The sequence below is a fragment of the Kribbella sp. CA-247076 genome (assembly GCF_050942445.1).
Classification (GTDB): Bacteria; Actinomycetota; Actinomycetes; order Propionibacteriales; family Kribbellaceae; genus Kribbella.
The window spans coordinates 5,975,506-5,992,930 of the sequence record NZ_CP192051.1 but is presented as its reverse complement, the minus strand read 5'-3'; the positions used below and the strand labels follow the sequence as shown (position 1 = coordinate 5,992,930).

Annotated in this window: 23 protein-coding genes; 7 read left to right on the top strand and 16 right to left on the bottom strand. The window is 69.9% G+C overall.

The window, feature by feature from the left end; translation table 11 throughout:
- Positions 1-16 precede the first annotated feature (16 nt).
- From ACQPYZ_RS28290 to glpX, 3 genes are read right to left on the bottom strand one after another with little or no spacing between them, the layout of a single operon-like run.
- Positions 17-487, bottom strand: a complete 471-nt coding sequence (locus ACQPYZ_RS28290) for a hypothetical protein (protein ID WP_433161413.1) — start codon at positions 485-487, stop codon at positions 17-19.
- Positions 487-1,434 carry a carbohydrate kinase family protein gene (locus tag ACQPYZ_RS28285; protein WP_433161411.1) on the bottom strand — a complete coding sequence of 316 codons (948 nt, stop codon included), beginning with the start codon at positions 1,432-1,434 and terminating at the stop codon, positions 487-489. Before ACQPYZ_RS28285 ends, ACQPYZ_RS28290 begins: the two co-directional genes overlap by 1 nt.
- Positions 1,431-2,465: a class II fructose-bisphosphatase gene (glpX, locus tag ACQPYZ_RS28280; RefSeq protein ID WP_433161410.1), complete on the bottom strand. Its 1,035-nt coding sequence runs from the start codon at positions 2,463-2,465 to the stop codon at positions 1,431-1,433. Before glpX ends, ACQPYZ_RS28285 begins: the two co-directional genes overlap by 4 nt.
- A 60-nt stretch (positions 2,466-2,525) precedes the next feature.
- Between glpX and ACQPYZ_RS28275 the strand changes: the two genes are divergently transcribed.
- Positions 2,526-3,137, top strand: coding sequence for a DUF4245 domain-containing protein (locus ACQPYZ_RS28275; RefSeq protein WP_433161408.1), 612 nt, complete (start codon positions 2,526-2,528; stop codon positions 3,135-3,137).
- Between the two features lie 102 nt (positions 3,138-3,239).
- Complete coding sequence (locus ACQPYZ_RS28270) at positions 3,240-3,920, top strand: nucleotidyltransferase family protein (RefSeq protein WP_433161406.1); 681 nt, start codon at positions 3,240-3,242, stop codon at positions 3,918-3,920.
- Between the two features lie 95 nt (positions 3,921-4,015).
- Here the strand turns inward: ACQPYZ_RS28270 and ACQPYZ_RS28265 are convergent, their stop codons facing one another.
- A complete protein-coding gene (locus tag ACQPYZ_RS28265; RefSeq protein WP_433161404.1) occupies positions 4,016-4,336 on the bottom strand; it encodes a DMT family transporter in 321 nt (106 codons plus the stop codon).
- Complete coding sequence (locus ACQPYZ_RS28260; protein ID WP_433161402.1) at positions 4,336-4,935, bottom strand: flavodoxin family protein; 600 nt, start codon at positions 4,933-4,935, stop codon at positions 4,336-4,338. The genes ACQPYZ_RS28265 and ACQPYZ_RS28260 overlap by 1 nt, the downstream gene beginning before the upstream one ends.
- Before the next feature lie 38 nt (positions 4,936-4,973).
- Between ACQPYZ_RS28260 and ACQPYZ_RS28255 the strand changes: the two genes are divergently transcribed.
- Positions 4,974-5,600: a TetR/AcrR family transcriptional regulator gene (locus tag ACQPYZ_RS28255; protein ID WP_433161400.1), complete on the top strand. Its 627-nt coding sequence runs from the start codon at positions 4,974-4,976 to the stop codon at positions 5,598-5,600.
- Position 5,601: 1 nt separating this feature from the next.
- Here ACQPYZ_RS28255 and ACQPYZ_RS28250 read toward each other — a convergent pair whose 3' ends face one another.
- From ACQPYZ_RS28250 to ACQPYZ_RS28240, 3 genes are read right to left on the bottom strand one after another with little or no spacing between them, the layout of a single operon-like run.
- A complete protein-coding gene (locus tag ACQPYZ_RS28250) occupies positions 5,602-5,817 on the bottom strand; it encodes an exodeoxyribonuclease VII small subunit (protein ID WP_433161398.1) in 216 nt (71 codons plus the stop codon).
- Entirely contained in the window at positions 5,814-7,034 is a 1,221-nt protein-coding gene (gene xseA / locus ACQPYZ_RS28245; RefSeq protein WP_433161396.1) for an exodeoxyribonuclease VII large subunit, read from the bottom strand. The genes ACQPYZ_RS28250 and xseA overlap by 4 nt, the downstream gene beginning before the upstream one ends.
- 9 nt (positions 7,035-7,043) lie before the next feature.
- Positions 7,044-7,601, bottom strand: a complete 558-nt coding sequence (locus ACQPYZ_RS28240) for a TetR/AcrR family transcriptional regulator (RefSeq protein WP_433161394.1) — start codon at positions 7,599-7,601, stop codon at positions 7,044-7,046.
- A 74-nt stretch (positions 7,602-7,675) separates the two neighbouring features.
- On the opposite strand from ACQPYZ_RS28240, the gene ACQPYZ_RS28235 reads away from it, so the two are divergent.
- The 3 genes from ACQPYZ_RS28235 (at position 7,676) to ACQPYZ_RS28225 (ending at position 9,964) form a co-directional block, all read left to right on the top strand.
- A complete protein-coding gene (locus tag ACQPYZ_RS28235; protein WP_433161392.1) occupies positions 7,676-8,269 on the top strand; it encodes a dihydrofolate reductase family protein in 594 nt (197 codons plus the stop codon).
- Positions 8,269-8,766: an HAD domain-containing protein gene (locus tag ACQPYZ_RS28230; protein ID WP_433161390.1), complete on the top strand. Its 498-nt coding sequence runs from the start codon at positions 8,269-8,271 to the stop codon at positions 8,764-8,766. Before ACQPYZ_RS28235 ends, ACQPYZ_RS28230 begins: the two co-directional genes overlap by 1 nt.
- 157 nt (positions 8,767-8,923) lie before the next feature.
- Positions 8,924-9,964 carry a 4-hydroxy-3-methylbut-2-enyl diphosphate reductase gene (locus ACQPYZ_RS28225; protein WP_433161389.1) on the top strand — a complete coding sequence of 347 codons (1,041 nt, stop codon included), beginning with the start codon at positions 8,924-8,926 and terminating at the stop codon, positions 9,962-9,964.
- Here ACQPYZ_RS28225 and ACQPYZ_RS28220 read toward each other — a convergent pair.
- The 3 genes from ACQPYZ_RS28220 to ACQPYZ_RS28210 form a co-directional block, all read right to left on the bottom strand.
- The gene (locus tag ACQPYZ_RS28220; RefSeq protein ID WP_433161387.1) at positions 9,957-10,712 is read right to left on the bottom strand and encodes a hypothetical protein; all 756 of its coding nucleotides are present in this window, start codon (positions 10,710-10,712) and stop codon (positions 9,957-9,959) included. The two genes, ACQPYZ_RS28225 and ACQPYZ_RS28220, sit on opposite strands and share 8 nt — an antisense overlap.
- 2 nt (positions 10,713-10,714) lie before the next feature.
- Positions 10,715-11,233 carry a SigE family RNA polymerase sigma factor gene (locus ACQPYZ_RS28215; protein ID WP_433161385.1) on the bottom strand — a complete coding sequence of 173 codons (519 nt, stop codon included), beginning with the start codon at positions 11,231-11,233 and terminating at the stop codon, positions 10,715-10,717.
- 74 nt (positions 11,234-11,307) lie between these two features.
- Positions 11,308-12,423 (bottom strand): aromatic ring-hydroxylating oxygenase subunit alpha, encoded by a 1,116-nt coding sequence (locus ACQPYZ_RS28210; RefSeq protein ID WP_433161383.1) that lies wholly within the window; start codon positions 12,421-12,423, stop codon positions 11,308-11,310.
- A gap of 61 nt (positions 12,424-12,484) precedes the next feature.
- Between ACQPYZ_RS28210 and ACQPYZ_RS28205 the strand changes: the two genes are divergently transcribed.
- Complete coding sequence (locus ACQPYZ_RS28205) at positions 12,485-12,943, top strand: NUDIX hydrolase (protein WP_433161381.1); 459 nt, start codon at positions 12,485-12,487, stop codon at positions 12,941-12,943.
- A gap of 14 nt (positions 12,944-12,957) precedes the next feature.
- Here the strand turns inward: ACQPYZ_RS28205 and ACQPYZ_RS28200 are convergent, their stop codons facing one another.
- The 5 genes from ACQPYZ_RS28200 to ACQPYZ_RS28180 form a co-directional block, all read right to left on the bottom strand.
- Positions 12,958-13,407 carry an SRPBCC domain-containing protein gene (locus ACQPYZ_RS28200; protein WP_433161379.1) on the bottom strand — a complete coding sequence of 150 codons (450 nt, stop codon included), beginning with the start codon at positions 13,405-13,407 and terminating at the stop codon, positions 12,958-12,960.
- Entirely contained in the window at positions 13,404-13,805 is a 402-nt protein-coding gene (locus ACQPYZ_RS28195) for an ArsR/SmtB family transcription factor (protein ID WP_433161377.1), read from the bottom strand. The genes ACQPYZ_RS28200 and ACQPYZ_RS28195 overlap by 4 nt, the downstream gene beginning before the upstream one ends.
- Positions 13,806-13,915: 110 nt before the next feature.
- The gene (locus ACQPYZ_RS28190) at positions 13,916-15,106 is read right to left on the bottom strand and encodes a glycoside hydrolase family 64 protein (RefSeq protein WP_433161375.1); all 1,191 of its coding nucleotides are present in this window, start codon (positions 15,104-15,106) and stop codon (positions 13,916-13,918) included.
- A gap of 234 nt (positions 15,107-15,340) precedes the next feature.
- A complete protein-coding gene (locus ACQPYZ_RS28185) occupies positions 15,341-16,510 on the bottom strand; it encodes a DNA recombination protein RmuC (RefSeq protein ID WP_433161374.1) in 1,170 nt (389 codons plus the stop codon).
- 41 nt (positions 16,511-16,551) lie between these two features.
- On the bottom strand, positions 16,552-17,319 hold the full coding sequence (locus tag ACQPYZ_RS28180; protein ID WP_433161373.1) for a polysaccharide deacetylase family protein: 768 nt from the start codon (positions 17,317-17,319) through the stop codon (positions 16,552-16,554).
- Positions 17,320-17,425: the final 106 nt, after the last annotated feature.

Below are 17,425 nucleotides of genomic sequence, written 5' to 3'. Positions count from 1 at the left end.
GCTCACCTTAGTGGAACTAGGTGCGGTGTTGGTTGTGGAGGGAGCGGAGCCAGGGGGTTAGGGCGTCGAGGTTTTCTACGTTGTCCTGGGGGATGCGGAGGGGGCGGGTACGGCGGTCGGCGGGGAGGATCTGGACGGTGCGGGCGCCGGGGAGGCCGGCCGGGTCCTCGATGCTGCCGATGCCCGACCAGCGCAGGCTGCGGCCGCGGGAGATGCCGTCGGCGTCGACCCGGACGACCGGGCGGTTGGTGACCAGTTGCCACACCGTCAGACCGGTGCCGTAGACGAAGGCGGCCAGCGCGGTCAGCCGCAGTACGCCGAGCGTTCCGGAGATGTCGTCGTTGCGCAGGTGATCCCAGTTGGTCCAGGCCGACATGACCATCAGCAGCCCGAATCCGATCAGCCGGAGCATCAGCCGCCCGCGCCGCGGCGGGAAGACCACGCTGCCCTTGCTCTCGAGCTCCGCGGACCACGTGTCGGCCGACATCAGGCCCCCCACCGCGCGACGTGGTCGGCCGCCGTCGGCGGATCGGCGCCGTGCCGGGTGCACGTGATCGCGGCCGCCTTCACCGCATAGTCGACGACCTCACGCAGGTCGGCCGCGGTCAGTCCCGTCAACCGAGTCGCGCCCAGCAGGCCGCGGCTGTGCAGCCCGGCCACCAACGCAGCCATGAACGAATCACCCGCGCCCACGGTGTCGACCACCTCGATCGCCGGCGCGGTCACCTCGACGCGCGCGTCCCGGCTGATCCCGGCCGCGCCGTTCCCACCACGCGTGATCACCACGCACCGCGTCCGCTCCACGCCGAGCAACTCCGCGGCGATCTCGTCCACCGACAGACCCGGCCGCAGGAACTCGCAGTCCTCGTCGCTCAGCTTCACCAGGTCCGACAGCGCGGCCAGCTCGCGTACGGCGGACCACGTCGACACCGGATCCGGGGTGATCGTCGGCCGCGCGTTCGGATCCAGCGTCACCGTCACCGGCTGGTCCACCATCGACTTCAGGAACCCGTGGATCGCCTTCGCGCCCGGCTCCAGCACGGTCGCGATCGACCCGGTGTGGATCGCCGGGCACCCCCGCCGCAGCGACAGCGCCGGCGGCTCCCAGGTGATGTCGAACTGGTACGACGCGACCCCGGCCGGGTCGAGCGTCGCGGTCGCCGTACTGGTCCGGAACCCGGGATCCACCGACCCCGGCGCGAGCTGCACCCCGTTGCCGAACAGGTGCGCGCCCAGCTGGTCGCCGTACGCGTCCGTCCCGAACCGGGTCACCAGCTCGGTCGGTACGCCGAGCCGCGCGAGCCCGACCGCCACGTTCGCGGGCGATCCGCCGGGGGTCGCCTTGGGCTTGCCGTTCCCGTTCCGCGTGGGCCGGGCCGCGCTCCCGACGATGTCCACGAGAGCCTCGCCGACCACCAGGACGGGTGCGCTCATCGGGCGTGCTCGAAGTCGATCGCGGAGTACGCGCGCAGCTTCTCGAGCTGGTGGACGCTCTCGATACTGCGGATCGTGCCGCTGCGCGAGCGCATCACCAGCGAGTGGGTGCGCGCGGTGGACCGGCCGTACCGGACGCCGCGCAGCAGCTCGCCGTCGGTGATCCCGGTGGCGACGAAGAAGCAGTCCTCGCCGGAGACCAGGTCGTCGGTGCTGAGCACCCGGTCGAGGGCGTGGCCGGCGTCGATCGCCTTCTGCCGCTCCTCGTCGTCCTTGGGCCACAGCCGGCCCTGGATCAGGCCGCCGACGCACTTCATCGCACAGGCCGCGATGATGCCCTCCGGCGTCCCGCCGATGCCGAGCAGCATGTCCAGGCCGGTGTCCGGCCGGGCCGCCTCGACCGCGCCGGCCACGTCACCGTCGCTGATGAACTTGATCCGCGCACCGGTGGCCCGGATCTGGGTGGCCAGGTCCTCGTGCCGCGGCCGGTCCAGCAGTACGACGGTGACGTCGTCGACCGTGGAGCCCTTCGCCTTCGCCACCCGGCGGATGTTCTCCGCGACCGGGAGCCGGATGTCGACCACGTCGGCCGCCTCCGGGCCGACGACCAGCTTCTCCATGTAGAAGACCGCGGACGGGTCGTACATCGAGTTCCGCGCGGACACCGCCATCACCGCGATGCCGTTGTTCATGCCCTTCGCGACCAGCGTCGTACCGTCGACCGGGTCGACCGCGACGTCGCACTCCGGGCCGTCGCCGGAGCCGACCTGCTCGCCGTTGTAGAGCATCGGGGCGTTGTCCTTCTCGCCCTCGCCGATCACCACCGTGCCGTTCATCCCGACCGTGCCGATCAGGGTGCGCATCGCGTTCACCGCCGCGCCGTCGGCGCCGTTCTTGTCGCCGCGGCCGACCCAGCGGCCCGCCGCCATCGCCGCGGCCTCGGTGACCCGGACCAGCTCCAGGGCGAGGTTGCGGTCGGGCGCGTCGGCCTCGACCTCGAGATGGGCAGGTGGCGTGGTCGGGTCGCTCATGCCACCGGATCGTAGCCAACGGCCTGCGGACGCGTTGCGGCGAGATGCGACACTCGGTGCATGAGTTCGACAGGCCAGGGTGCGTCCAGCGACGCGGAGGCACGGGAGAAGGCGCGGGCGCGCGCCGAGGCGATCGCCTACCGGGAACAGAACCGGAAGGACCGGGCCAAGGCCCGGACGCTGACCAACATGGTCTGGGCGCTGCTCGCGTGTTTCGTCGTGGTCGCGTTCCTGATGGTCGTCACCTGGCGGCCGAAGGAGGAGAAGATCCGCGCGGTCGAGTACACCGCGCAGCTCACGGACGCCCGCAAGGTGGCCCCCTGGGTCCGCGGACCGGAGCCGATGCCGTCCGGCTGGACGGCCACCAGCGTGGAATTCCGGACGCCGGAACAGAGCCCGATCACCTGGCACCTGGGCATTGTCACGAACGAGAAGAAATACGTCGGCCTGGAACAGTCCAACGTGACCGGCGGGAAATACCAGTCCGACGAGCTCGGCCGCACCACCGACGACGGTACGTCGACCGTCGAAGGCGTCACCTGGCAGCGGAAGGTGCTGCAGGACCGCAAGGACGAGAACGCCTTGGTGCTGGTGGATTCCGGCGTCACCACCATCGTGGTCGGAAATGCCGGCTACCCGGCCCTTGAAGCGTTTGCTTCGGTGCTGCGCTGATCAATTCCTGACCACGTTCCGGACGCTCGTTGACACGTCCGGAGGCGGCGCGGTTCCATCGATTCTTCGGTTCGCTCGGGGAATCCAGGAATTGAGGCGGGCATGTTCGTCACGGGGCTGCTGCTCGCGGCCGAGGGCTCTCCGCACCTCGGCGTACCGCGGCAACTGCTGGCCTACCACGGCGACACCGTGCTCGGTGCGGCGCTGGACACCGCCCGGGAGTGCGGATTCGACCAGTTGATCGTGACGCTGGGGGCGGCGTCGGAGCAGATCCGCGACCGGATCGATCTCGACGGCGTGCGGGTGGTCGAGTCGCCGCACGCGGACACGGGCCGTTCGTCGATCGTGCCCGCGCTGGACGCGGTCGACCGCCGGACGGACGGGATCGTGGTGCTGCTCGGCGACCAGCCGGGTGTGACGTCGGCCACGGTGTGGTCGTTGGTTGCGGAGGTCGCCGGACCGGCCACACCAGTGGGAGTCAGCCGGTACGACAACGGCCGCGGGCACCCGGTCTGGTTCGGCCGGGAGCTGTTCGGCGAGCTGCGGCGGCTGCAGAACGATGCCGAGCTGTGGGAGCTGGTCGAGCTCGGCAGCCACCCGGTCACCCAGGTCGATGCCATTGGCAACGTCCCGCTCCGGGTGGAGACGTGGGACGACTACCGGCGACTCGTGGCCGGCTACAACCCGGCGCTGCGGGCGTTCACGCCGGGCGCCTTCGACGACACCCATCCCACGCCGCTGCCGACCCGAGGCCCCCACCGCCGCCACCGCGCCACGCCGTAAGTGCTGCACCGCCAGCCCATCACAACGTCCGTGGATCCTGCCGTCACGCCCGGGGCCGCAGCTCGCGAGCGACATTGTGATGGGCTGGCGGTCCGTCAGTCGGCTCCGGCCAGGCGGAGGCCGACGACGCCGGTGACGATCAGGGCGATGCAGGCCAGGCGGGCCGGGGTGATCGGCTCGCCGAACAGCACGATGCCCAGGGTGACGACGCCGATCGACCCCAGGCCGGTCCAGACCGCGTACGCCGTACCGACCGGGAGGCGATCCAGCGTCTTCGCCAGCAGGACGACCGAGATCACGCCGAACACCAGCACGCCGACGGTCGGCCAGAGCCGGCTGAACCCCTCACTCGGCTTGAGGCTGAGCGCGAACGCGATCTCGAACGCCGCCGCCGCGAGCAGAACCAGCCACGCCATCAGGCAGCCAGAGCTCCCCTCAGGTGCCGCTGCGTGACGGTCGCGACGCGTACGCCGAGCGCGTGCGCGGTCCGCAGATCCGTCGCCGGCGGGGCCTTCTCGGCCGAAAGGTCGGCGTCGGACTGCGCCATCGCGCCGAGCCAGCTGCCGAGGCGGTTGAGGTCCTCGATGCTCGCGGTGCTCTCGGCCCAGCCGGGGTAGATGTCGAGGCCGACCCAGATCATCCCGTGCTGGGCGGCGAACACGGCCAGGTCGACCAGGCTGTTCAACTTGTCGCCGGACATCGCCTTCGAGTTGGTGAACCCGGCCGCGATCTTGTCCCGCCAGGCGAGGTTGTCGACCCAGGCCCGCACACTCTCCTCGGCGAACCGCTTGAACACCGAGCTCGGGCTTCCCATGTACGTCGGCGCGCCGAACACGATCGCGTCCGCGGCGGCGAGCCGCTCCCAGACGTCCTCGGTCAACTCGTCCAGCGGGACCAACTCGGCGACGGCGCCCGGGACCGACGCCGCGCCGGCGGCCACCGCCTCGGCCTGCTTGCCGGTGTGGCCGAACCCGGAGTGGAACGCGATCGCGATCCGGGCGGGGGTGTTGCTCATGCTTCCTCCAAGGTCGTTAGCGGACTACAGTCCGTCTTATGAACGACCGTACCGGACCGCAGTCCGCTTCACAACGGGATCTTCCGATCGTCGGGCAGGGCCGTCCCGAGCGGGCGGACGCTCGGCGGAACCGGCTGAGGGTGCTCGAGGCGGCCGAGCGGCTGTTCGCCGAGCACGGCGTGAAGAACGTCTCGCTGGACGCGATCGCCGCGGAGGCCGGCGTCGGCAAGGGGACGGTGTTCCGCCGCTTCGGCGACCGGGCCGGGCTGGCGGTCGCGTTGCTCGACGAACGTGAGCAGGAGCTCCAGGCGAAGATCCTCACCGGCCCGCCGCCGCTAGGGCCCGGCGTTCCCGCGGCCGAGCGGGCGACGGCGTTCCTGGACGCCTACCTGGACCTGCTCGACCGGCACGTCGAGCTCTTCGTCGACAGTGAGAACGCCTCCGAAGGCGCGCGCTACCGCATCGGCTCGTACCACCTGTGGCACCGCCACCTGACACTCCTGATCGAGGAGGCCCGCCCCGACCTGGACGCCGACTACACCGCCCACGCCCTCCTCGCCCCCCTGGCCGCCGACCTCCACCACTCCCTCCGCGAAACCGGCTACGACCTCAACCGCCTGAAATCCGGCCTGCGCAGGCTGGCGGAGGCTGCGCTGAAGGCCTGAGTCAGCTCGGCTTCTGGTCGTGCGCGGCTTGGGCTTTGGCGAGGCGTTCGCGGGCGCCGTCGAGCCAGCGCTGGCAGGTGGCGGCGAGCTCCTCGCCGCGTTCCCAGAGGGCGAGGGACTCCTCGAGGCTGGTGCCGCCGGCCTCGAGTTTGCGGACCACCTCGACCAGCTCCTCGCGAGCCTGCTCGTAGGAAATCTCCGGACGGTCGCCGCTCACGTGTTCTCCTCGGACTTGACTTCGACTGCGAATCGGCCGTCGCTGACGCGCGCCTGCAGCAGGTCACCGGCCGCGACCTGCGCCACTTCCCGTACGGCGGTCCCGTCGGCGAGCTGGAGCACCGAGTACCCGCGCTCCAGGGTCGCCTTCGGGGACAACGCCCGTACGCTCGCCAGCCGGTGACTGATGTCGTCACTGGCCCGGTCGAGCCGGTGCGTGAGCGTCCGCCGGCTTCGCTCCACGAGCGCCGCGACCTCGTCGGACCGCCGCTGCAGATCCGTCACCGGCGCCGCGAGCGACGGCCGGCTGCGAATCGCCGCCAGGGCGTGCGTCTCCCGCTCCAGCCAGCTGGTGATCGCGCGCTGCCCGCGCTCCCGCAGCAGCCGGACGCCGTCCAGCTCTTCCCGTACGTCGGGGACGATTCGCTTGGCCGCATCCGTCGGCGTCGACGCCCGTAGGTCCGCGACCAGGTCGAGCAGCGGTGAGTCCGGCTCGTGGCCGATCGCGCTCACGACCGGCGTACGCGCCTGGGACACCGCCCGGATCAAGCCCTCGTCGGAGAACGGCAGCAGATCCTCCAGCGATCCGCCGCCGCGCGCGATCACGATCACCTCGACCGACTCGTCCGCATCCAGCTTCCGCAGGGCGGTCATCACCTCACCGGCCGCCGCGGGACCCTGGACCGACGCGTACTCGACCCGGAAGGACACTGCCGGCCACCGCCGCTTCGCGTTCTCCAGTACGTCGCGCTCGGCCGCCGAGTCGCGCCCGCAGATCAGCCCGATCGTGTGCGGCAGGAACGGCAACGCCTTCTTCCGGTACGACGCGAACAGGCCCTCCGCCGACAGCAGTTGCTTCAACCGCTCGATCCGCGCCAGCAGCTCACCGATGCCGACGTGCCGGATCTCGGTGACGGCGAGCGCGAGCGTGCCGCGGCGGGCGAAGAAGTTCGGCTTCGCGTTCACCACCACCCGGGACCCGTCGGTGACCGGCGGGTCGACCGCCTCGAACACCCGCCGGTTGCAGGTGAACCGCAGCGAGATGTCCGCGTCGGTGTCCCGCAGGGTGCCGAACACGGTCGTCGTCCCGCGCCCGATCGACACGTCGGTCAGCTGGCCCTCCACCCAGACCGCGCCGAGCTGGTTGATCCAGCCGGCAATGCCGTTCGCGATCGTGCGAACGGCGGCAGGCGCATCCGGCGAGGTCTCCAAAGCCACGCCCAGACCCTACGACCCGCCGCCGACAAACCCTCGGACGCCATGCTCGACGACCTTCTCCAGCAGCCCGTCCGGGAGTACGCCGGGCAGCGTCAACTGCTCGAGCATGTAGCCGCCGACCGTCAGGTAGAGCAGCAGCGGGTCGCCGGGAAGTCCGTGCTCGCGGTGGAGGCGGATGTTCTCCTCGAGGTTCGCCTTCACCCGCTGGGCGAGCGCCTCCTGCAGGGCGGGCCGGCGAGTTGCCTCCAGCCGAAGCTCCAGGAGCGCGAGGTAGCCGGCGCGGTCCTTGGTGAGCCGGTCCTGCAGCAGCCGGAGCAACGAGGTGAGGAAGTCGGCGGACGGCGGCTGGTCCAGATGCGCCGGATCGGCGCCGAGCCGGTCGTGGATCCGCAGTCCGGCCTGGAGCAGGAGGTCGTCGCGGCTGGAGAAGTAGTTGGACGTCGTCCCGTGCGGTACGCCGGCCGCGACGTCGACCGAGCGGAACGTCAGCCCGCGCGCGCCGTCGGCAGCCAGGACCTCGATCGCCGCGTCCACCAGCGCACTCCGTCGAGCCGGGTTGGTTCGCATCAGTCCTCCTTGCATCAAAACCACTACGGTCAGAGTACTATGCTCGGAGTGGTTCAGCACGAGGAGGCACGACCATGCGAGAACTGACCTACTTCATCGCGTCCACGCTCGACGGCTACGTCGCCGATCCGGGCGGTGGTGATCCGACCGACGTCAGTCCCGGCGGGTTCTTCCTGTCGCAGGGTGACCACTCCGAGCCGTTGCTCACGGCGTACCCCGAGACGCTGCCGGGCGCCGTCCGCGAGCTGCTCGGGCTCGACGTACCCAACAAGGTCTTCGACACTGTCCTGATGGGCCGCAAGACGTGGGAGCTGGGCAAGGCGCTCGGCAATACCAACAGCTACCCGCACCTGCGCAACTACGTCTTCTCCCGCACGCTGACCGAGAGTCCCGATCCGACGGTCTCCTTCGTGGCCACCGACCCGGTCGCGAAGGTCCGGGAGCTCAAGCAGGAGGACGGTCTCGGCATCTGGCTGTGCGGTGGCGGCGGCCTGGCCGGAGCCCTCTGGCCGGAGATCGATCGCCTGGTCGTGAAGGTCAACCCGGTCGTGATCGGTGCCGGCGTCAAGCTCGTCGACGGCGCCGACTTCGCCGTACGCCGCCTCACCCTGGTCGACCACCAGGTCTACAACTCCGGCGTCGCCGTACTCACGTACCAGAAGGCCTGATGCGCCCACTCCTCCTCCTGGACTTCGACGGCCCGCTGAATCCCCATCGCGCGCAGGGAATCCCGCCGGGCTACGAGCGGCACGAGATCGTCGAGGGGGACAAGTCGTGGGTCGTGCTGCTCAATCCCTGGCACGGCGTGGAACTCAACGCGCTCGCCGATGTGTTCGACCTGGTCTGGGCGACCTCGTGGGAACACGGCGCCAACCGCCTCCTCGGCCCTCGCCTCGGGCTGCCCGCGCTCGAGGTGATCGTCTGGCCCTCGCGCCGGCGAGCTGAGCGGGGGTCGTGGAAGACGGCGTACGTCGCCGAGTGGGCGGGGGAGCGCCCGTTCGTGTGGGTGGACGACGAGGTCGGGCCGCAGGATCAGGCGTATCTCGGACGGCGGCAGGTGGTGCACACCGTGGACGCGGAGGTCGGGCTCACCGCGGCCGACTTCGCGGCGATCCGGGAGTACGGAAATTCCTTTGCCGGCAAGGAGTTCCGGCCGCATCATTGAAGCACTGGAACACCTCCCGGGGGAGCCGTCCGGACAGGGCGGACGGCTCCTCGACGTACGACAGCTTGCCGTCGGCAACTCACGCTCACGGCGGGCCGCCCGGTGATGCTGGTCACAAAACCGGGCGACTCGGGGGATGTGCGATCCGGCCCGTACCATGGGGGACGTGACTGCCCAGCCTGAGAACACGTCGACAACGACCGCGGTGAAGACCAAGCGGGTGCTGCTCGCGGCGCCACGCGGGTACTGCGCCGGCGTCGACCGGGCGGTGGTGGCGGTCGAGAAGGCGCTCGACCTGTACGGGCCGCCGGTCTACGTGCGCAAGGAGATCGTGCACAACAAGCACGTCGTGCAGACCCTCCAGTCACGCGGCGCGATCTTCGTCGACGAGACCGACGAGGTGCCGGAGGGGCAGACGGTGATCTTCTCCGCCCACGGGGTCGCCCCGGTGGTGCACCAGGAGGCGGCCGCGCGGCAGTTGAAGACGATCGACGCGACCTGCCCGCTGGTGACCAAGGTGCACCACGAGGCGAAGCGGTTCGCGGCCACCGACTACGACATCCTGCTGATCGGCCACGAGGGTCACGAGGAGGTCATCGGGACCAGCGGCGAGGCGCCCGACCACGTCCACCTCGTCGACGGTCCGGACGACGTACCGAACGTGACGGTCCGTGACCCGGAGAAGGTGGTCTGGCTGTCGCAGACCACGCTGTCGGTCGACGAGACGATGGAGACCGTACGCCGGTTGCGCGAGCGGTTCCCGAAACTGCAGGACCCGCCGAGCGACGACATCTGCTACGCGACCCAGAACCGTCAGGCCGCGGTCAAGAAACTCGCCCCCGAGGCCGACCTGATGATCGTGGTCGGCTCCCGCAACTCGTCGAACTCGGTGCGCCTGGTCGAGGTCGCCGTCGAGCACGGTGCGAAGGCGGGTTACCTGGTCGACTACGCCGCCGAGATCGACGAGGCCTGGCTCGAGGGCGTCGACTCGGTCGGTGTCAGCAGCGGCGCGAGCGTGCCCGAGGTGCTGGTCCGCGACGTCCTGCGCTGGCTGGCCGAGCGCGGGTACGCCGACGTCCAGGAGGTCACCACGGCCGAGGAGAGCCTGACCTTCGCCCTGCCCCGCGAGCTCCGCACCGACCTCAAGGCCGCCGGCCTCCCCACCACCGGCACCTCCGACCACGCCTGGACTATCTGACCACCACCTCGGCGGTCTCACTGGTCTCGAACGTTCCGTCGGCGCCGCAGTACCGCACCGTGTAGCGGAACGTGTACGTGCCCGGCTTCGTGTAGGTGTGCGACGGGATCGAGTACGTCTCCCGGCCGGTCGACCGCTTCTTGGAGAACTCGCACGTCACCGCACCGGCGTCCGACCCGCCCGTCTCCTGGTCGCCCCACGTGTAGTCCGTGCCGCCGGACAGGTTGACGAACGACGTGTCGGCCGGGAGGGCCCGTCCCTCGACGGTCGTCGGCCTCACCACGGTCCCCGACACCGTGATGCGCATGGTGACGGTCCGCCCCTCCACGGTGGGCTTCAGCACGACGTCCACGTCGATCGGAGGTTGGGCGGGCGGAGGGGTGTGCTTGATCGTCGGGCTGGTTGCACCAGCTCCGGTCGTCGGCACCGTTCCAGGTTTCGGGGTCTTCGAGCCCTCCGACGTCATTGGTAGGTAAGGCTTGGGGGTGTTGACGATCGTCGGCGTGGTGACGGCGGTAGGTGAGGTGCTGGGGGTGGTGGTGACCGGGGGGCTGCTGTCGAGGTCGGTGAGGTTGCCGGCGGCAACGGCGACCGCTGCCACGGCGGCCGCGGCCAGGGTGACCGCGCCGGCGGTACGACGACGTCGTACCGCACGGACCTGGGCGGCCACCTTCTCGCTCGGCACCCCGCTCGGCGCCGGCGGATCGGCGACGAGCTGCTCGAACTTGTGCTTGAGATCGTCGGTCATGGTCAGCCCTCCTTCTGGACCCTGGCGGGAACGACTGTGATCAGGTCGTGGTTGCGGAGCCTGGCGAGTCCGCGGGAGACGTTCGATTTCACGGTGCCGACCGAGCAGCCCATGATCTGGGCGATCTCGGCCTCCGGAAGGTCTTCGAAGTAGCGCAGGACCAGGGTCGCGCGCGTACGGCGGGGGAGCGTGGCCAGCGCCCGGAGCAACAGGTCGCGGTCGTCGATCGCGCCGTACTGCTCCCGGGCCTGCGGCTCAGGCAGTTCTTGAGTCGGCGTCTCAGCACGCCATTTCCGCCGCCACCACTGAGTGCTCGTGTTCACCATCACCGTCCGCGTGTAACTCTCCAGCGCGTTGGCGCTGCGCAGTGAGTTGCGCCGGAACCACACCTTCGTCAGCGAGGTCTGCACCAGGTCCTCGGCCAGGTGCCATTCGCCGGTCAGCAGATAGCCGAACCGCTGCAGTGCGGTGAAACGCCCGTCCACGAAGTCCGCGAACTCGCGGTCGCGTCCTGGATCCATTCCCAACCCCCAACTCGTCCGTACCGGTCAAACATGTGATGACCGGACGACCGCAAAAGGTTGAGCGCGATCCTTCAGGTGCTGAGTGGTTTGCCGAGGTAGGCGCGGGCGATCATGGTGACCCACTGGTAGACGGCGTCTTCGGCGGGGGCGAGGGGGCCGGGGCGGAAGTGGGGGGACTTGGCGCCGCGCTGGACCGACTCGCAGGCTGCCCAGTCCTCGCGATTCGTGACGTCCCAGAACTCGACGGCGTACGACGGGTCGCGCACCTCGGCCGGGAAGTACCAGGAGCACTCGATCGCGGTCACGCCCGGGGCACGCGGCGCGAGGCGGTGAGTCATCACGTAGTCGGGGTGCAGCGAGATCAGCAGGTTCGGGAACAGTCCGAGGTAGTTCACCCGCCGCGGGTCCACGCCGGGCAACGGCACACCCTGCGACCGCCCGTCGAGCGACATCGTCTCGGCATCCGGTCGCAGGTCCATCAGCCCGCCGACCCAGGCGCCCGGCAGGTTCCAGTTGTCACCCGAGGTCGGCGGCGACACCTTGCACAGCTCGGGGTGGATCAGCGGGCAGTGGTAGCACTCGTGGTAGTTCTCGACGATCGTCTTCCAGTTCGACGCGACGTCGTACTCGTGCCGCGCCTTCAGCACCAGCGTCTCCGGCCGGTACGGCGCGACCAGATCGGTCAGCCCGCCCAGGTGCTCGTCGAACGACGGCGCCGTACCGGTCGCGTTCACGAACAACCACCCGTGCCATACCTCGGCCGGAAGCTCGACCAGCTTGTACGGCGTGGGGTCGAAGGCGTCACCCATTCGCGGCGCGGCCTTCACCGAGCCGTCGAGCTCGTACGACCACCCGTGGTACGGGCACACCACCGACCGCCGATCGCTCGACGCGTCGCACGGGAGCAACTCATGTCCCCGATGTCGGCAGGTGTTCGCGAACGCCCGCGGCCGGTCGCCGAACGTCAACACGATCCCGATGTCGCCCACGGTCAGCGCGCGGTGCGTCGTCCCCGCGGACAGCTCGTCCACTCGGCCCAGACAGCTCCAGCTTCCGGCGAAGAAGCGCCGTTGTTCCCACGCGAGCACGGCCGGATCGACGTACGCCTCCCGCGGGAGCATCACCGACTCGCCGTGCGGCCGCAGTGACGCTTCCAACCCGCGTGCATCCACCGGAGCAATGACCATCCGCCCACTATCGACGGAAAACCGGTGCCACGTCGACCGGTGGATGGGCCAGGATGGCCGGATGAGTTTCCGGCTGGCCGCGTACGCCGTGTGCATCCAGGACGGGCGCGTGCTGCTCGCCCATCATGCGCCCTCCGACAACTGGACCCTCCCGGGCGGCCGGGTCGAGCATGCGGAGGACCCGTTCGACGCGGTGGTCCGGGAGGTCGCCGAGGAGACCGGCTGCGACGCGCTCGTCGAGCGCCTGCTGGGCGTGGACTCCCGGGTGATCCCGGCCGCCGAGTCCCGCGCCGGTGTCGAGCACCAGAACATCGGGATCTACTACCAGGTCCGCATCACCGCCGGGGACCTTCGCCCCGAAGCCAACGGCGAGATCGCTCGCTCCGCCTGGACCCCGATCACCGAGGTCCCCACCTTCCGCCGTTCCTCCCTGGTCGACGTCGGCCTCACCCTGGCCCGAATCCTCCCGCCGACCGGCCACGTGCCACCCGTCCCGGTCGGCGGCCTGATCCAGCACTGACCGGGTGCCTGCCTCTACTGAGCTCCGGTCACGTACTGGGCGAGGACGTAGTCCCAGCCGGCGTTGTAGCCGGTGCGTGCGCGGGCGCCGTCGGGGCGGCGTTCCCAGCCGGTGTGCACCAGTTGGACCTCGGTGCCTCCGGCAACGGCGGTGAACGTGACCGTCACCTGTCCCGCCTGCTGGGGATCGGTGCCCGGATGCCAGCTGAAGCTGACGGACCTGGGCGGATCCCACTCCGAGACCGTCCCCCACGACCCGACCTCGCCGGCGTCGTCGTACTCGACGATCCGGCCGCCCACAGCGCCCTCGAGGCGCACGTTCCGGGCCTTCTCCTCCATGACCGAGTGCGTCGCGAGCGGCCACCACGCCGACATCTCGGCCGTGAACACCTCGAACGCCCGCTCGGGCCCGACCGGCACCACGACCGTCTTCACCAACGGCGCCAGTTCCTGATCCACGCTCATCCCCGTTCCTCCACTTCCTCGTCGGGCGCGCCGGCCTCGGCCGCGTCACCCTCGCCCGCGTGGGCCCTGGCCGCCTCGGTCCGCCGGACGTGGTCGGCGTACGCCTCGAGGGCGTCGTCCCAGAACCGGTCCAGCCAGGCGCGCAGGTCGTCGAGGCCGGTGCGGTCGACGCGATAGATGTTCCGCGTGCCGCGCGACTCGTGATCCACCAGACCCACCGTCCCGAGCACCTTCAGGTGTTGCGAGATCGCCGGCCGGCTGACCGGGATCCGCTCGGCGAGCCCGCCGACCGAACTCGGTCCACCCCGGCGCAACGTCTCCAGGATCGCCCGTCGCGTCGGGTCTCCCAGAGCGTCCAGCACCGGGCCGGCATTGTCGAGCAATCCGTAAGTCCCCACGAACGGTAAGCTGCCACTAACCGATCCGCGCGTCAAGCCCTGAAGCACGACAGTCCACCGCACCCGTCGCCGCGAAGGGCTGCGGGTGCGGTGGACCGGGGCGGGATCGGTCAGTTGAAGGGGTCGAGGGTCAGGTACGCCTGCTGCGGGTTGCCGTCGTGCACGAGCGACTCGTGGTTGCCGACATCGTCGAAGGCGAACGCGTAGGCCTTGCCGTCGGCCATCTGGGCGTGGACGGCCCGCGCGTAGTGGTTGGTCACGGTGTCGAGGTAGAAGCCGGCCGAGTTCGGGTCGGGCTGGTTCGGGTTGGTCAGCAGCGTGGAGCGGTTGTAGCCCGCGCACAGGGTGCGCGAGATCGGGCCGCGGACCTGGTCGTTCGGTGCGTCGAGCAACTTGAAGCAGCCGAAGATGCTGGCCGAGTCAGGCTTCTGGAACGACGTGACGACCGCGCCCGAGCTGTTGGTGAAGTTCATGACGTTGCCGGAGACCCGGCCGAAGTACTTCACGTTCGGCTGGTCGCCGAACGGCGTCACGGTGAGCGTCTCCGAGCTGTACTTCGCCCAGACCCGGTTCACGTAGTCGTCCATCGCGTTCCCGGGCAGCGCGCCGGTCTCGACGCCGTACAGGGGTGAGAGCGCCCGCAGCACCGAGCCGTCCGGCGCTGTCTGGATCAGGTTCGCCCAGCCGCCGGGTTGTCCGCGGAGCGCGTTGTAGAAGCCGTTGTAGCCGCCTGGCTTGAGGTGGCCGGTGGTCTTGGTCGAGCCGTCGGCGAGCCGGACTCCGACGGCGTACGGCGCCGAGAACATGTCGACCTGGGTGCTGTTGATCCACAGCCCCGAGTCGTTCAGCGTGTACTCCGACCAGTTGAACAGGATGTTGCGGTTCGGATCGCTCGGGTTCTGTACGGCGGGTTGCACCAGACCGCCGGTGGTCAGTTTGAAGACGAGCTTCTGACCGTAGGAGAAGTACACCCGGCCGGAGAACTTCGGCATCCGGATGGTCAGCGACTGCCCGTTGGCCGGGCCGGCGATCGACGCGTCCGGCGCGGGAGTCGGTGGGTTGCCGCCCGCGGGCCAGGCGTGGAAGGTGCCCGCGGCATCGGCCCAGCCCTGCTGGCCGGTGGCCAGGTTGGTGCCGAGGTTGTAGATGTACAGCGGGTCCCCGCGGCCCGAGTTGTTGGTGATCTGCAGCGGAATGGTGGCGGGCACGGCGGCCGCCGGGCGATCGGTGATCGCGGTCAGCACGCCGGCGACACTCGCCGCGGCCACGGCGATCGCCATCAGGTGATGTTTGATGCGCAACGTTCCTCCTCAGGTTGTCCCGTACGAGAAGGCGAGGCGCCGGCACGGCCGAGCCGCTGTGTTACCAGGGCACACCAGCCCCGCGAACCGGCGCCCAGGTCCGGACGGCGAGGGACGGTTGGATCGCCGAACGACCAGGTGAGAGCGCTCTCATCCTTCGAGACCCGATCTGGCCTGTCAACACCCCATCCCTGTCGGCTGTCCGACACCTCAGGAACGTTTAGCGCCGAGACCTCAGCCGGCCTGGGACGGCGGCCACCTGCGCGTCGGGTCCGGATCCTCCAGGGCCAGGAACTCCGGCGCGGTGAGCGGACGGACGGAGGCCTCGATCGACTCCATGGCGGTCAGCTCCGCCTCGGTGACGTGCAGGTCCCGCAGCTTGCGGGCGGTGATGAACACCCGGCGCTCGAACGATCCCACCGTGCCGTTGTACGCCTCGACCGCCGAGGTCAGCGAGCGGCCGACGCGCCCCAGGTGCTCGCCCATGGTGCTCAGACGTTCGTAGAGCTCCCGCCCCAGCTCGAACACCTGCTGCGCCGACTCCGTCAGGGCCGACTGGTTCCACGCGTACGCCGCTGCGCGGAGGGTCGCGATCAGCGTCGTCGGCGTCGCCAGGATCACCCGTCGCTCGGCGGCGTACTCGAGGAGCGACGGCTCGACGTCGAGCGCCGCGGACAGGAACGATTCACCGGGAACGAAGAGGATGACGAACTCGGGCGACGGCGACAGGCGCGTCCAATACGCCTTCGAGGCCAGCTGGTCGACGTGCGTGCGCAGATGCCGGGCGTGGGCACGGAGCCGATCCTCCCGGAAGACGGCGTCGTCGGTCTCGGCCGCCTCCAGGAACGCGGCCAGCGGGACCTTCGAGTCGACGACCAGATTCTTGCCCTCGGCAAGTCTCACCACCAGGTCCGGCCGGAGCAGCCCGTCCTCGCTCACGGTCGTCGTCTGCTCGGTGAAGTCGCAGTGCGCGACCATCCCGGCCAGCTCGACGGTCCGGCGTAGATGCAGCTCTCCCCAGCGGCCGCGGACCTGCGGCTTCCGCAACGCGGTCGAGAGCGAGGCCGTCTCCCGGCGGAGCGCCTCGCCGCTCATCCGCACCTCGTTGACCTGTTGATGAAGCTGGCTCTGCCAGGCGGCTCGCCCCTGCTCGAGTTGGTTCAGCTGGGCGTGCAGGCGATCCAGCGCTTCCTTCACGACTGCCTGCCCGGACATCTGCTGACCGACGGCCGTCCGCTCCCGGGTCAGCTCGACCACGCGATCCTCGGCCGCGTCGCGCTCGGCGGTCACCCGCGCGAGCTCGGCGCCGTCGCGCCCGCGCACCCAGAGCACGCCGAAGACAGCCCCGAGGAGCAACCCCACCACGAGGAACAGCAGCAGCAACAACACCGTCGTACCGGTCATGTGACAGATAGTGCCGAAGGCCGCCGACAATTTCCGGGAGGTCAGCAGTTCATCGCGAGGAACGAGTAGCCCTGCGCCTTCAGAAGGGGAAGCACCTTGTCCAGAGCGGCCACGGTCTGCGAGCGGTCTCCACCACCGTCGTGCAGCAGGATGATGTCGTTCCGGTGAGCGTTCGCCAGGATCCGGTGCACGATCGCCTGCGTTCCGGGCCGGGCCCAGTCGCGCGGATCGACGTCCCAGAGGACCTCCACCATGCCGGCCGCCTTGATCTCGGCGCGGACCCTCGCGTTCGAGGCGCCGTACGGCGGCCGGAAGCAGGTCGACCGGGGTCCGTCGGCGATCTCGTGGTGCCGCTTGGCGGCGGACAGCGCGGTCAGTTGCGCGTGGGTCACGGAGTGACTGCCGATGGTGTTGCCAGCGGCAAGCACTTGGTCACGGAGACCGGGGTGGGCGGCCTGCATGCTGCCGAGCTCGAAGAAGGTCGCGTGCGCTCCGTGTTTGGCGAGCACCTGAAGAATCTTCGGGGTCCAGACCGGGTCCGGACCGTCGTCGAAGCTGAGGAACAGCGCCTTCTTGTTGCCATGAGCAAACGCTGCGGTCGGGTTCGGGGCCGGACGCTGCGGTGAGGCCGGCGCATGGACGTTCGGCGTCCGCGTCGGTGTCGCCGGGGGCGTTGCCGACGTGGCTGTCGAAGCGACGGCGGGCTTGGGTGGCCGCGACTTCGACAGGGCGACGGCGATCAACGAGCCGACGACGAGGACGGCCAGCGCCATCCCGGTGGCGACGTACGTGGCGAACCTTCGGGACATGACGCTCCCTCACAGATCAGCGGTTGTCTCCGTCGCTCCCCCTCAGGAGCCTCACAGTCTTGGAGACGCGGGCTCACCTGTGCTGGTTGGCGTTCTGGTGTTGCGG

Coding starts and splice junctions, on each gene's coding strand:
- ACQPYZ_RS28290 (WP_433161413.1), bottom strand. CDS start 487: ATGTCGGCCGACACGTGGTCCGCGGAGCTCGAGAGCAAGGGCAGCGTG.
- ACQPYZ_RS28285 (WP_433161411.1), bottom strand. CDS start 1,434: ATGAGCGCACCCGTCCTGGTGGTCGGCGAGGCTCTCGTGGACATCGTC.
- glpX (WP_433161410.1), bottom strand. CDS start 2,465: ATGAGCGACCCGACCACGCCACCTGCCCATCTCGAGGTCGAGGCCGAC.
- ACQPYZ_RS28275 (WP_433161408.1), top strand. CDS start 2,526: ATGAGTTCGACAGGCCAGGGTGCGTCCAGCGACGCGGAGGCACGGGAG.
- ACQPYZ_RS28270 (WP_433161406.1), top strand. CDS start 3,240: ATGTTCGTCACGGGGCTGCTGCTCGCGGCCGAGGGCTCTCCGCACCTC.
- ACQPYZ_RS28265 (WP_433161404.1), bottom strand. CDS start 4,336: ATGGCGTGGCTGGTTCTGCTCGCGGCGGCGGCGTTCGAGATCGCGTTC.
- ACQPYZ_RS28260 (WP_433161402.1), bottom strand. CDS start 4,935: ATGAGCAACACCCCCGCCCGGATCGCGATCGCGTTCCACTCCGGGTTC.
- ACQPYZ_RS28255 (WP_433161400.1), top strand. CDS start 4,974: ATGAACGACCGTACCGGACCGCAGTCCGCTTCACAACGGGATCTTCCG.
- ACQPYZ_RS28240 (WP_433161394.1), bottom strand. CDS start 7,601: ATGCGAACCAACCCGGCTCGACGGAGTGCGCTGGTGGACGCGGCGATC.
- ACQPYZ_RS28235 (WP_433161392.1), top strand. CDS start 7,676: ATGCGAGAACTGACCTACTTCATCGCGTCCACGCTCGACGGCTACGTC.
- ACQPYZ_RS28230 (WP_433161390.1), top strand. CDS start 8,269: ATGCGCCCACTCCTCCTCCTGGACTTCGACGGCCCGCTGAATCCCCAT.
- ACQPYZ_RS28225 (WP_433161389.1), top strand. CDS start 8,924: ATGGGGGACGTGACTGCCCAGCCTGAGAACACGTCGACAACGACCGCG.
- ACQPYZ_RS28220 (WP_433161387.1), bottom strand. CDS start 10,712: ATGACCGACGATCTCAAGCACAAGTTCGAGCAGCTCGTCGCCGATCCG.
- ACQPYZ_RS28215 (WP_433161385.1), bottom strand. CDS start 11,233: ATGGATCCAGGACGCGACCGCGAGTTCGCGGACTTCGTGGACGGGCGT.
- ACQPYZ_RS28210 (WP_433161383.1), bottom strand. CDS start 12,423: ATGGTCATTGCTCCGGTGGATGCACGCGGGTTGGAAGCGTCACTGCGG.
- ACQPYZ_RS28205 (WP_433161381.1), top strand. CDS start 12,485: ATGAGTTTCCGGCTGGCCGCGTACGCCGTGTGCATCCAGGACGGGCGC.
- ACQPYZ_RS28200 (WP_433161379.1), bottom strand. CDS start 13,407: ATGAGCGTGGATCAGGAACTGGCGCCGTTGGTGAAGACGGTCGTGGTG.
- ACQPYZ_RS28185 (WP_433161374.1), bottom strand. CDS start 16,510: ATGACCGGTACGACGGTGTTGTTGCTGCTGCTGTTCCTCGTGGTGGGG.
- ACQPYZ_RS28180 (WP_433161373.1), bottom strand. CDS start 17,319: ATGTCCCGAAGGTTCGCCACGTACGTCGCCACCGGGATGGCGCTGGCC.